At 71.3% G+C, this 12,491-nt stretch carries 10 protein-coding genes; 2 read left to right on the forward strand and 8 right to left on the reverse strand.

Annotated features, from left to right (window positions below; all coding sequences use genetic code 11):
• Nucleotides 1-103 precede the first annotated feature (103 nt).
• Nucleotides 104-1,777, reverse strand: coding sequence for a hypothetical protein (locus tag AC07AW_RS36770; protein ID WP_478819799.1), 1,674 nt, complete (start codon nt 1,775-1,777; stop codon nt 104-106).
• A complete protein-coding gene (locus AC07AW_RS36775; RefSeq protein ID WP_478819800.1) occupies nt 1,767-3,392 on the reverse strand; it encodes a hypothetical protein in 1,626 nt (541 codons plus the stop codon). Before AC07AW_RS36775 ends, AC07AW_RS36770 begins: the two co-directional genes overlap by 11 nt.
• Before the next feature lie 206 nt (nt 3,393-3,598).
• Between AC07AW_RS36775 and AC07AW_RS36780 the strand changes: the two genes are divergently transcribed.
• Nucleotides 3,599-4,072 (forward strand): SRPBCC domain-containing protein, encoded by a 474-nt coding sequence (locus tag AC07AW_RS36780; RefSeq protein WP_478819801.1) that lies wholly within the window; start codon nt 3,599-3,601, stop codon nt 4,070-4,072.
• Between the two features lie 24 nt (nt 4,073-4,096).
• On the opposite strand, the gene AC07AW_RS36785 is transcribed toward AC07AW_RS36780, so the two are convergent.
• Complete coding sequence (locus AC07AW_RS36785; RefSeq protein ID WP_478819802.1) at nt 4,097-4,834, reverse strand: class I SAM-dependent methyltransferase; 738 nt, start codon at nt 4,832-4,834, stop codon at nt 4,097-4,099.
• A gap of 367 nt (nt 4,835-5,201) precedes the next feature.
• Here AC07AW_RS36785 and AC07AW_RS36790 point away from each other — a divergent pair, with 367 nt between their 5' ends.
• On the forward strand, nt 5,202-8,312 hold the full coding sequence (locus AC07AW_RS36790; protein WP_478819803.1) for an FG-GAP repeat domain-containing protein: 3,111 nt from the start codon (nt 5,202-5,204) through the stop codon (nt 8,310-8,312).
• Between the two features lie 72 nt (nt 8,313-8,384).
• Here the strand turns inward: AC07AW_RS36790 and AC07AW_RS36795 are convergent, their stop codons facing one another.
• The 5 genes from AC07AW_RS36795 to AC07AW_RS36815 all read right to left on the reverse strand — a co-directional run bounded on the left by AC07AW_RS36795 (nt 8,385) and on the right by AC07AW_RS36815 (nt 12,479).
• Nucleotides 8,385-9,113, reverse strand: a complete 729-nt coding sequence (locus AC07AW_RS36795) for a transporter substrate-binding domain-containing protein (RefSeq protein ID WP_478819804.1) — start codon at nt 9,111-9,113, stop codon at nt 8,385-8,387.
• Nucleotides 9,114-9,123: 10 nt separating this feature from the next.
• Entirely contained in the window at nt 9,124-9,870 is a 747-nt protein-coding gene (locus tag AC07AW_RS36800; RefSeq protein ID WP_478819805.1) for an ABC transporter ATP-binding protein, read from the reverse strand.
• 10 nt (nt 9,871-9,880) lie between these two features.
• On the reverse strand, nt 9,881-10,501 hold the full coding sequence (locus tag AC07AW_RS36805) for a hypothetical protein (RefSeq protein ID WP_478819806.1): 621 nt from the start codon (nt 10,499-10,501) through the stop codon (nt 9,881-9,883).
• The gene (locus tag AC07AW_RS36810) at nt 10,462-11,850 is read right to left on the reverse strand and encodes a hypothetical protein (protein WP_478819807.1); all 1,389 of its coding nucleotides are present in this window, start codon (nt 11,848-11,850) and stop codon (nt 10,462-10,464) included. The genes AC07AW_RS36805 and AC07AW_RS36810 overlap by 40 nt, the downstream gene beginning before the upstream one ends.
• Nucleotides 11,851-11,930: 80 nt before the next feature.
• Nucleotides 11,931-12,479: a hypothetical protein gene (locus tag AC07AW_RS36815; RefSeq protein WP_478819808.1), complete on the reverse strand. Its 549-nt coding sequence runs from the start codon at nt 12,477-12,479 to the stop codon at nt 11,931-11,933.
• Between the last annotated feature and the right edge of the window lie 12 nt (nt 12,480-12,491).

The following is a 12,491-nucleotide window of genomic DNA, read 5'->3' on the forward strand; positions in this document are numbered from 1 at the left end:
ATCGGCAGTTCATCGCTGAACGCGCATCTCGCGAACGCGAACGAGGGCGGCACCCCCACGTGGGGGTGCCGCCCTCGGGCGTTGTACGGGACGGGGGATGGGGTCAGCGCACGTCGACGTAGTCCCCGCCGGCCGAGGCCGGGGAGTGGAAGTGCCGGTAGTCGGCGGCGTAGTGGCGGATCCGCCAGGTGCCGTCGGCGGTCGCCTTCACCTTGAGGGAGACGTTGCCGCTCGCGTTGGACCGGCCCGTCGCCATCTGCTTCCAGGTGGTGGTGCCGCGCGGCTGGAACTGCAGGACGACCGGCGCGTTCCCGTACGCCTGCCAGGCCCCGTTCCAGTAGTGCTGGAGTCCGCCGGTGACGGTCAGGTACCCGCCCTTGGCGACCGGCTCGGGGCCGGCGTTCAGGGAGACGATCCGGGTGTCGTAGCGGACGAGCCGGAAGGAGTACGTGGCGGACTCGGCGAGTTCGTCCGTCGTCAGGTGACGGACCCGGTACCAGCCGCCGCGGCCGCCCGCGTTGAGCGTGATTCCGTCCCAGGAGGAGATCGTCTCCCGGAGGGGGACCCGCTGCCAGCCGCCCGCGACGGACTGCTCCAACTGCACGGTCTTCTGCGAGAAGTACGTGTCCGGCGCGTACACGGCGCGGAGGTTGACGCTCACCGAGATGCTGCCGTCGGCGGAGAGCGAGGCGGCCAGGAGGTCGGTACGGGACTCCAGGGGGACGGCGAGCGGGCCCGAGAGCCGGGCGAAGCTCAGGAACGGGTCGGCCGAGGTGACCTCCCACTCGTACTGGCCGGCTCCGGCCGAGGCGAGGAGCTGCGCGCTGAACCTGCCGGTCGCGTCCGTGAGTACGGTCTTGCTCCTAGGGCCGAAGGCCACCCGGACGGGCTGCTCGGCGAGCGGCGCTCCCGCGGCGGCCGGGTCGGTCAGACGGCCGCTGACGGTGACGGTCTCGCCGTCGAACGCCCGCTTCCTGTCGGCGGTGGCGGTGGCCGTCGCCAGGCGGGGCTTGTACTCCCACACCGTGCGGGAGCTGCTCACGCTGCCGTGGACCTCGGCGCTGTCCTCGGCGAACGAGGCCTTGAACGTGTCGCCGGTGCCGGTGACGGCGTACGGCTCCCCGGTGAAGTCGCCGGTGGCGGAGGTGAGGAGGGTCCGCGGGGTCTCGTCGACCGCGGCGTCGCGCTGGACGGTGACCTGGCGTTCGGTCAGCGGCACCACGTCCCCGGAGCCGGGCTGGACACCGCTCAGGGTGCCCTGGGGGCGGGCGTTCCGGTCGTCCCAGGCGGGGATGCCGACGCCGAAGGCGGTGAACTCGGGCCGCAGCCGGAAGTCGAGGCGGCCGGCGTCGGTGCGGGTCAGCTTGTTGCCGAGCGAGTCGGTGGCCGTGACGTCGATGGCGTAGGTGCCGAGGGCGGGGATCGTACCGCCGTCCTCGACGAGCTTCAGGGTGGCCTCGGCGGGGACCAGGAACGTGTTCGGGTCCCAGGCGGACACCGGGGCGAGCGCCGGGATGTCGGCGAGGACGGTGTCGCCCTGCCGGACCTGGGCCGAGACGGCGGTGATGGCGGCCTGGGGCGCGTCGGTCCAGGCGGTCACCTTGAAGGTGCCGCGCTGGGTGTCGTCGGTGACCGCGCGGCCGATGCCGACCGTCGGGGTGGTGGCGGGAGTGTCCTCGGCGAGGGCCGGGGCGGTCGCGGCGGCCAGGGCCACGGCCGCGGCGGCCGCCGTCAGGGAGAGGCGGAGGCGGGCGGAGGGGCGGAGGTCAGCGCGCATCGATGTACTTCGCATTCGTCTCGCTGTAGAAGTAGCTGCCCGTCGTGTTGAGGTAGAGCGCCCAGGAGCCGTCGCCGTATGCGGTGGCGCGGTAGCTGAAGTTGCCGTAGGTGTTGGTGGTGATGCTCTGGGACACCCAGTACCACTGGGTGTCGCCCTTGGGCTTGTAGACCAGGGTCAGCTTGGCTCCGGCGAGCGGCTTCCAGACGCCGCCGACCTTGCGCTGGACGGTGCCGGAGACGGTCATCCTGCCGTTCACCACGGGCGTGGTGGGGCTGATGCTGAAGGCGGAGAAGCGGGTGGCGGTGCGGGCCCGCTTCAGGGCCGTGCTGGTCTTGGCGACCAGCTGGTTCGTCACCGGGTGGTACACGCGGTAGTACGCGGACTCGTAGCCCTGGAGGGAGAACTTGTACTGGCAGGACGTGTCGGTCCAGCCGGAGCGGAGGTTGCGCCAGGTGCGTCCGTTGTCCAGGGACGCTTGGAGCGTCACGGGCTGGGGCGTGCAGCTGTACGAGTTGCTGAGCCCGCCCTGGGCGACGAGCCGCCCGAACTCGTCCAGGGTGATCGTGTACGGGGAGTACGTGAACGGCTGCGGGACGGCGATGTCGATCTTGTCGTAGGGCCGGGTGGTGGTGGCCGCGAAGTACGGGGACGGCTGCAACGAGGTGTAGACGTAGTCGGTCGCGTACTGGACGCGCGCGGGGAAGCCGAAGGTGCCGGTCGCCGACGAGGTGGTCGAGCCGAGCAGGTTGACCGCGCTGGTGTCGTACGGCCCCGGCTGGGTCGCCGTGGCGACGACGGGCGCGCCCGGGAAGGGCTTCCAGCCCTCGTCCGTGAGCCGCTCGACGGTGCCGGTGACACGGAGGTCCGTGTTGGCGAGGACGCGGTACTTGTCGCCGTCGGAGGTGATCCGGTAGTTCAGCAGCTCGATGTCCACGCGCGGCACCTGGGCCGGGTCGTCCGGGTCGATGCCAGGGGCCTGGACGATGGTGGCCGTTCCGCCGGCGAGCTGGCCGTTCGGGGTGAACGGCAGCGAGAAGGTGCCGTCGGCGCCGACGGTCGCGGTGCCCGTCCGGTCGGTGTAGCCGCTGTCGGCGAAGATCTGGAACCAGAACTTCACCTGGGTGCCCGCGGGCGCGGTCGAGCGCTCGCCGGTGGCCGGGTTCCAGCTGGTCGTGGTGCCGGAGAGGACGACCTGGCGGTGGTCCCAGCTGGTGGTCGTCCGGTCGACGGTGACCTTGGAGACGCCGACGTGCGCCTTGTGGCTGTAGAGCGCGCCCGCGCGGTAGGTGGTGGTGCGGCCGGGCACGCGGTAGTCGATGCGGACCGGGTAGTCGCCGAGGGCGGTGCCGGCGGGCAGGGTGATCGGCGCGTCGGTGGTCCAGTACCCGTTGAGCTGGGTGAGCTCCTCGGTGGAGGCGAGCACCGGCGCGTCCGGGGCGGTGGAGGCCAGCACGCTGACCTTCATCCAGAGCGCGTCGCCGAGCATCCCGACGCGGTAGCGCCCGTCGTCGAGCGTGGCGTCGTAGGCGGAGCCCGTGTCCGCGTGCGCGGCCGGGGCGTGGACGACGGCGGGCGCGATGACGCCCGCCGAGAGAGCGAAGACGGCGGCCACACGGACAAAGGCGTGCGGAAGCCTGCGCGTTGAGCGCGGCAAAGGGACCCCCCACAGGTCTGAGATCGCGGCCACGCCCTCATCCGGGCGGCCGCGTGGCAGAACTTTAGCGCTCACCTGTTGAACATGTTCATTCAGTTTGCGGGATGCCGGGGCGGGGCGCCGGGGTGATCCTGGAATGGGCCCTTCGCGAAGGGAGCGGAGCCATGGTCACCCTCCTGACGACGCCGGCCGACCGCGAACTGGTCATCACCCGCACCTTCCACGCCCCGCCGGCCCGCGTCTGGGAGGCCTGGACGCGGCCCGAGCACGTACGGGAGTGGTACGGGGTGGCCGGCCTGACCACGTCCGTCGTCGACATCGACCTGAGGGCGGGCGGGGCGTGGCGCTGGGGCCAGACCGGTCCGGACGGTCAGGAGATCGTCTTCTCCGGCACGTACGAGGACGTCGTCCCGGTGGAGCGGCTCGACTACACGGAGGTGTTCGAGCAGATGCCGGACGCCGAACCGGTCCATGTGGCCCTCACCTTCGACGCGACGCCGGACGGCGGCACGGCCCTGACCAGCACGTCTCTCTGGCCCTCGAACGAGATCAGGGACCAGGCGCTGGCGGCGGGCATGGAGGCGGGGGTGAGGGAGCAGTACGACCGGCTGGCGCGGCATCTGGAGGGGATGCGGTGAGTCGCCTTCCTCCTGTCGGATCTCTCACCGTCGGAAGAGACCGGTCCAGAGGAAGGACTCGCCGAAGGCGGGGGACGGGGCGGACTGGGAGCGCATGCGGCGGAGTTCGATCTCCGTCAGGTCGGCGAAGACCGCGCGGAGGGAGGCGTCGGTGTAGGCGAGCCCGCCGTGCAGCTTGCCGTCCCGGTAGAAGTCGGCGTCCGGAAGTTCGGAGCCCATGCCGCCCTCGCCGGCCGCGAACGCGGTGAGCGCGAAGTGCCCGCCGGGAGCGAGGACGCGGTCGAGGAGGGCGAGGTGGCTGATGCGGCGGTGCGGGGGCAGGTGGTGGAAGCAGCCGGAGTCGTAGACGAGGTCGTACGGGCCGTCGAGGGCGGTCGTGAAGGCGTCCCCGCACAGGAACCGGACGCCGGTGGCGCCCGTGTCCCGGGCCCGTTCCTCGGCCCAGGCGATGGCGGTGGGAGAGAGGTCGACGGCGGTCACGTCGAAGCCGGCCGAGGCGAGGTACAGGGCGTTCCGGCCGGGCCCGCAGCCGAGGTCGAGGACCCTGCCGCCGGCCGGGAGCAGGCCCTGCTCGACGTACGAGACGAGGTTCTCGTCGGGCTTGGCGACGAAGAACGGCACGGGCTTGTCCCGGTCGGCGTAGAACCCGTCCCACCAGTCGGCGCCGTTTTCGGTCCACCGGTCGGCAGCGGGTGAGAACAGGCCGTCGAGCAGGCTGAGGACGTCGTCGACGGTGCGGATGGTACGGGCGGTCTCGCTCATGTGGATCTCCCCTCCGAGTCCCTCAAGAATAAGGGGAGTTGAGGCAAAAGCCCAGGTCAGAGCTGGTGTGCGGATCTGCTGTGCGGGGGCTGGGCGGCCCGTGGCGGGGGCGTGGACCCGAGGGGGAGGGGGTGGGTGCAAGGCCCCCCGGAAGGGCGCCTCCAGGCCCGGGAAGGGGCCTTCCAGCGGTCCGCCGGGCGATCTTTCTGGCGGGTTCGATTCGCTTGAATGTACGATCCGCCTGCCGACAGGGGGGGTCCCGCCGGCCCCTCGGCCGCGCGGTCCGCTCCGCCCTGCCGTCCCGTCTGCCGCGCGCCCGCCCTCCCTCGTCGTACCCGTCTGCACACCCGTACGAGGGGACACGTACTTGTCCGTCCGAAGAGCCGTCGCGCTCGCACTGAGCGCGGCCCTGGGCATCACCGGCCTGACGGCCGCCGCACCTTCCGCCACCGCGGCGTCCGACACGCCGTACGAGGTGACGATCCCCGCGCCGCCGAGCATCGCCCCGCCGTCCCAGTCCCTCTTCGGCGCGGGAACCGGCCTCCAGAACATCGACACGGAGACGGGACAGCTTCGCTGGCAGAGCTTCGCGGACGGGCCGCCGGCCTTCCACAACGCCTGTGACTCGGTCGACAGGATCGCCTTCCACGGCGACAGGTTCGGGTGCTTCGGCGTCTTCGGCGACGCGGTCGCCACGGTCCACGACTGGACCACCGGCACCACCCTGACCCGCACGCCGCCCGAGGGCCACACCTGGCTGCGGGCCTTCGGCACGGACCGGCTGCTCAGCTACACCACCGACGCCGAGGGCGCCGTGAGCCTCCATCTGCTGGGCCTCGGTGAGGGTGCCCCGGCGGACGTCGACGTCGCCACCACCGAGCAGATCATCGGCGGCCCCGAGGTCATGGCCTTCGACACGAAGGGCGCCGTCGTCAGATACACGCGGGCGGCCGGCGGCCGGGCCGCCGGCCTCGTGGACTTCACCACCGGCGTGTTCACCCCGCTGGCCGTCGGGCCCGGTCTCGCGACCTATCCGAAGGCAGCGCTCAGCGGCGACCACATCGCCCTCTACAGCCAGTACGGCACGACGGAGGCGTTCGTCGTCCCCCGTGCCACCCCCGCGGGCCCCGGCGCGACCGTCAAGCTGCCGAACACCGCGTACAGCCTCGACGGCCGCCTCGGCCTCCTCGGCGACTGGATCGTCGGCCACTACGGCGACCAGTACACGCCCCACCCCCTCAAGGCCACCTCGCTCACCAGCGGCGTCACCCGCGACCTGGGCGTCTCCGCGGCCGCCGACGCCGAACCCAAGACCGCTCCGGACGGCAGCCTGTACGTCGTGGGCGGCACCGACTCCAGCCACTGGGGCGTCCGGCACGTGACCCTGGACGCGCAGGGCGCACCCGTCACCGCCCAGGTCCTGAGCACCCCGCCCCATCCGGTCCGGCGGACCGGTCTGACCCTGGCGAACGGCCGGCTCACGACGGAGCAGGAGGACGCCCAGCGCACGCTCCAGGGGTACGACCTGACCCTCACCGAGCCCCGCACCGCCGTCCCGGTCTGGAACTGCGCCGTGACCTCCGCCGACACCCTGCCGTGTGCCGAGCCGGCCGGTCCGGGGATCGTCGGCGCCCGTTGGGCCGACACCGGAGACGGCCGCCTCGTCATGCTCGGGGCGGACGACCTCCCGCCGTCCCGCACGGAACCGCCCTGCGTCTACTGCCTTCCCACGGTGCAGGTGACATCGGCCGGACCTGGTGCGACCGCCCGCAAGATCACGCTGGACACCACGCGCAGGCTCACGCCCGTCCGCTTCTCCAGCGCCTCCGGCCGGTACGTGCACTTCCTGGCCAAGGAGAACGGCTCGTACCGTTCCGTCGTCGCCGACATCGACACAGGAAGGGTCGCCCGGGTCTCGTCCGACACCCTCGAGTCGCTCTCGGGCGGCCTCCTGTGGGCTCCGTCCCGGACCGACGCCACCGCCACGGCGATCGACCTGCGCACCGGCGCGACGGTCGAGACGGCCGACCTGAAGGCGGACTGTGCCGTCTACAACTTCAAGGCCGCCGGACGGTGGCTCTACCGCCTCTGCCAGGGCGGGACCTCGGCGACGCTGTACGACCGGCAGTCGAAGACCTCGATCCCCGTGCAGGTGCCCCGCTCGGGGCAGCAGGAACTCGGTGACGGTTTCCTCGCCTACACGGACATCGATCTCGGGCTGAGCGTGGTCGACGTCCGCTCCGGCGTGCCGGTGGTCCGCTCCCTCGGCACCGTGGCGTCCGAGGTGCCCAACATCGGACAGGGCTGGTCCGTGGACCGCTTCGGCGGCGGCGTCGCGTACACCGATGCCCAGCAGCGGATCCACGTCGTCGGCCTCGGGGGTACGACGAGCGCGCTCACCCTGCACGACTCCGACGTACAGACCGCTGTGAACCTGCGGACCGGCACCTGGAAGCCCCGCTGGTGGCTTTCCAAGCCCGGCACGTGGTCGCTCACCCTGAAGAACAAGGCGTCCGGAAAGGTCGTCCGTACCCTCACCGGTGGTGAGGCCCGGGGTGTCGTCGCGCCCTCCTGGGACGGGAAGGACGCGGCCGGGAAGTTCGTCGCGAACGGGGCCCACACCTGGGCGCTGACCGTGAAGCCCGCCGACGGCCAGGGCGCGGACCTCGCCGTCTCCGGGGCCGTCTCCGTCACCGGCGGCGCCGCCGTCTGGCGGGACCTCGTCGGGGACGACGGGTTCGGGGACCTGCTGGTGATGGACACCGCCGGGCTCGTGTCGATGTACCGGGGGACCGGTACGGGCGCGCTGTCCGCGCGGATCGCCGGTACGGGGACCGCGTTCGCGACGACCTCCGTCCTCGTCCCGACGGGCGACCTGAACGGCGACCGGTGCGCCGACGTCCACGTCCGCGTCGGCGACCAGCTGCGCGCCTACCGGCCCGGCTGCGGCAAGGTCCTCTCGGCCTCCTCGCCGTACACGCTGGTCGGCTCCGGCTGGGGACAGTACGACGTGCTGACCTCCCCGGGCGACGTCAACGGCGACGGGTACGCCGATCTGGTCGTCCGTCAGGCGTCCACCGGTGACATGTACTTCTACGGCGGCACGGCCGACCACCGGGTGAAGGCCCGCGTGCGGATCGGCACCAACTGGAAGCTGTACAAGAAGCTCGTCGGCGCCGGGGACCTCAACGGCGACGGCCGCGGCGACCTCCTCGGCGTGGACGCCTCGGGCGTGCTGTGGCGGTACTACGGCACGGCGACCGGCGGCGTCACCGCGCGCGTGCAGGTCGGCGGCGGCTGGGGCGTCTACTCGTCCCTGGTCGGGACCGGCGACCTCTCCGGCGACGGGCGCGCGGACCTGGTGGCCCGCGACACGGCGGGGAAGCTGTGGCGCTACAGCGGCACCGGTACCGGGCTCTACGGCACGCGGGTCATGATCGGCTCGGGCGGCTGGAACGGCTTCAAGGGCCTGTACTGATCGTTCGCGTACGGATCGTTCGCGACTCCGAGGGCCCGGTCTTCCCGACCGGGCCCTCGGGCGTTCATGCCGTCACGCGGGCGGGGCGAGCAGACCGGCGTCCTGGCCCGCGCGCCGCAGCGACTCCGCGACGAAACCGTTCGCCTTCAGCTCCTCGACCGTGTCGCGGAGGAAGGCGACGGTCTCGGGCCGGCGGCCGACGGTCGTCCCGACGGCCTGCCGGATCTCCATGAACCGGCCCTCGATCAGCCGCACTTCGGGGTGCGCGGCGGCGTACGCGGTGAGCGGCTGCCGGATCCCCGCGCCCACCTCCAGGCCCTCGGCCCGGAACACGTCGACGCCCTCGTCGCCCCGCACCACGGTCGCGTGGGCGAGGCTCCGCGACAGGAACAGGTCGTACGCGGAACCCTTCTTGACCCCGATCCGCACGCCCGGCGCGTCCACCTCCTCGACGGTGGTGAGCGCCGAACCGCGCGGCACGGCGTACACGCCCTCGATGACGACGTACGGGGCGGTGAACGCGACCTCCGTCTCCCGCGCCGGGTCCACGGCGAGGAAGCAGAGGTCGGCCCGGCCGTCCGCCATCGCGTCGAAGGACTTCCGCGCCGCGTCGAAACAGAGCAGCTCGACGCCGACGCCGAGCCGCGCCGCGATCTCCCGCGCCAGATCCACGGTGATCCCGGCCGGCGCCTCGGGCGTGCCCTGCGCGAGCACCGGATTCCCGAGATTGATCGAGGCCCGCAGGACCCCGGCGGGCGCGAGGTCGGCGGCGATGGCGGCGGGGGGCGGGGTGGTGGTCATGGGGCGGAGTCTAGGCGGGGGTACCGGGCTCCGAGGTGAGCGCCGTATAGGCGGCCTCGGCCTTCCGCCCCTCCGGAACCTGGAACGGGGCGTGGCCGAGGAACTCCCCCGTGGAGCCTGAGAAGGTGATTCTGCCGTTGGCGAGGGTGGTGACGTGGTCGGCCTCCTCGGCGAGGTCGGCGACATCGTGTGTGGACAGCAGAACGCGTACCTCGTCGGTGGCGAGCCGGAGGACCAGGTCGCGGAAGACGCGCCGCTGGGTGGGGTCCATTCCGGCGGTGGGCTCGTCGAGGAGGAGTACGCGGGCGTCGTGGACGAGGGCGGAGGCGACGCCCACGCGACGGAGTTGCCCGCCGGAGAGCCGCTTCGTCCGCACGTCGGCGTGCTCGCCCATCCGCACGTGGGCGAGAGCGGCGGCGGCCGCGTCCCAGGCGTCACGACGGTTCATGCCCTTCAACCAGCCGGTGTAGGCGACCTGTTCCCGGGCCGTCAGGCCGGTCATAGCCGTGATGGCCTGCGGCATCCAGGCCACCTTCCTCCGGTACTCCTTCGACCGGGACGGCAGGCGACCCAGCTGCACTGTGCCGGCCGTGGGCTGGTTCACTCCGGCGGCGAGCTTCAACAGGGTCGTCTTTCCCGCTCCGTTGGGGCCGAGCAGGATCGTGAAGCCTGCGGGGACGGTGTAGTCGAGGCCGGAGAGGATGCGGCGCGATCGGCGCCCGTACGCGTAGGAGACTGCTTCGAGTGCGAGGGACACGGGCGGCCTTTCAAGCGGGGCGGCGGGTACGGGTCAGCGCGGCCAGGCCGCCGGCGAAGACCGCGAGACACAAGAGGAACGTGGGCAGGAAGCCGGCGGGGTGGAGGGTGACCGCCCATGGCCACGGCCGCCGGAAGTCGCGGTAGCCGGCGAACGCGGTCAGGAACACCCAGGCGACGGGGGCGACGGTCGCAATCTGCGGGCTCATGGCACCACCCAGTAGCGCGAGACCCGCGAGGAAGAGGGTGTTGCGCCCCGCCGCGGTCGCTGCCGGGGAATGTGCGAGCAGCCCGACAGCCCAGGCGATTGCCGCGCTCGCGGTGACGGTGAGGAGCGCGAAGACCATGTCGTACCGATGGACTGCCCGTACTCCCATGTCTTCCGCCTCGGGAAGGCGCTGGGTGAGGCAGTGGGTGAGCGTGCCCGTCACGATCAGCGGCACGATCTCCATGAGGAAGAGGAGGCTGCTGCCCGGGCCGAGCAGCGAAGGCAGCGCGACGACCTGGTCGTGGGCGAGGACGGTGATCGCGGCGAACGCGGCGAGACCGGGCAGGACGACGGTGGTGACCCGTCGTCCTCTGAACCACCAGATCACGAGCCACCCGACCGGGCCGTGGGTGCGAGATGGCAAGCCTTCACCTTCTCCTGCTCGAACCAGGCCGTCCGCTGCTGGGCGGTGGGTAGTGCACGGCCCTTCGCGGCGCGCTCCCGCACCTTCGCCAGGACCGCGTCCTTGTTGGCGATCTGCAGATACTCGCTCTTCCGCCACGTGAGGTAGGGCTCCTGGGCGTCCACCTCGTACGCAGCCCACAGGACGGCCGCGTCGTGGTTGACGACCCAGTCGGCGGAGACACCGGGGACGAACCGTGTGGGGAACTGACAGGGGAAAGTAATGGAGTTGAGCATCACGACGTAGCGGATGCCGGTCAGATCGCTGTCGGGCCGGTCGGCCTGGGCTGTCAGGGGCAGCCACCAGGTGGAGGCGGTCGACCGGGGGCGGGTGAGCTCGCGCTCGTAGAGCACGTCGTCGGTGACGGTTGTCGGGACGGTCACGTCCACACCGGCGACCTTGAGCCGCCGGAGGGTGTTTGCGACCTCGCGCTGCACGGCGTCCAGCTTCTCGATCGCTCCTCCGGCCTTGGCCATGCAGACCTTGGGCGCCGAGCCGACGCAGAGGGCGGGGGCGTGGCCGGCGGTGACCGGCCCGCCACCGACGCCCCAGTCCGAAGCAGTGTGTGCGCACACGGCCATGACGGCGATTGCTGTCCCGGCGGCGACAGCCCGCCACATCAGACGGTATGCGCCGCCGATCCACCACGCGGCGACGGCCAGAGCGAACGCGGCGGCGAACAGAAAGGGGACGAGAACGGTGGGGGCGGAGTAGTACTCCCCGAAGGTGACGCCTGTGTCGAGCATCCCGGACACGTGCCGGGGCCAGATGGGGTCGCTGTATGTGAAGGTCTTGGAGATCACGTAGAACGCGGCGACGGCGGAGAGGGGCGCGGCGATCAGCCGGGGGGCGATATGGCCGAGGGCGCAGCCGACGACGGCGTACGCGCACACGATGCCCATGCTCATGAAGAGCGGCAGAAGGGCCATCGGGGTGGGGACCAGCCGTGTCTCGATCATCCGCATGGTCACGGGCAGAAGCAGGATCGCCCATCCGGCGGCGAGGGCGGGGGCGAGGGTACGGGCGGCCACGCGATAGCGGGAACGGCTGGGTGCGAGGTCCGATACCCGATCTTTCTTGAGCCGTCCGCCGTCCCAGGTCGCGAGGCCGAGGGTGATGGCGTAGGCGAAGGCGTGGAAGTACAAGAGGGAGATCGTCACTTGTTGCGGTGCCCATAGGGGCCCGTCCATGACTTCCGCGTACGGATGCTGGAGATGCAGGGCTTGGAAGAAGTAGAAGACGACGATGCCCACCCAGACCGGAGCGGTCCACAGGGCGGAGGAGGAGCGGAGAAGGGCTCGTAGATTCAAGGAAGCGCCGATCGATCTCGCATGAGGCGGGTCGGGAGGCGAAGTGCGCCTCCCGACCCGCACGTACTTCGGACGGAGTTCTAGTCGGCAGCCGAGGTGTCTACGTACACCTCTCGCACCGTGACGGTGGACTGGGTGTAGATCGAGCCGTTCAGTGCTGGGATGGTGAAGTACCGTTTCGTGCCACCGGGGACGTTCACATTCCACTCACCGATCGAGGTGTTGTTCGCGCCCTTGAGGCAGTAGGTGAGCGTGTTCACCCCCAGGTCTCTGTCGAACTGGTAAGGGATTTCCTGCCAGAGCTTCAGCGCGATCGATGTAACTGGCGCACCCGACCACGTGCACCCTGTGAACCGGACCTCTGTGTAGTCGTTGTCTTCCCAATGGCGGGACTCGAAGTTTCCGGGTGCCCAGCCCAGGACCGAACCGTCCCAATTCATGGGCCGGACCTGTCCCGAATCCGGTGTGGGGTAGAGCCGAAACAAGCCCTTCTCGTTGGGGGTGACGGTGGCCGTGTCACTCCCGGCGGGACGAGGGCCGGCTGCCTGGGCCGACGGTACGGCGCCGAGCAGGGTGGCCGCGGCGAGCGCCCCGATCAGTGAGGTGCGCAGAGTGGTTACGCTTGGCATGGACTTCCCCCC

The sequence above is a fragment of the Streptomyces sp. NPDC044003 genome (assembly GCF_056435185.1).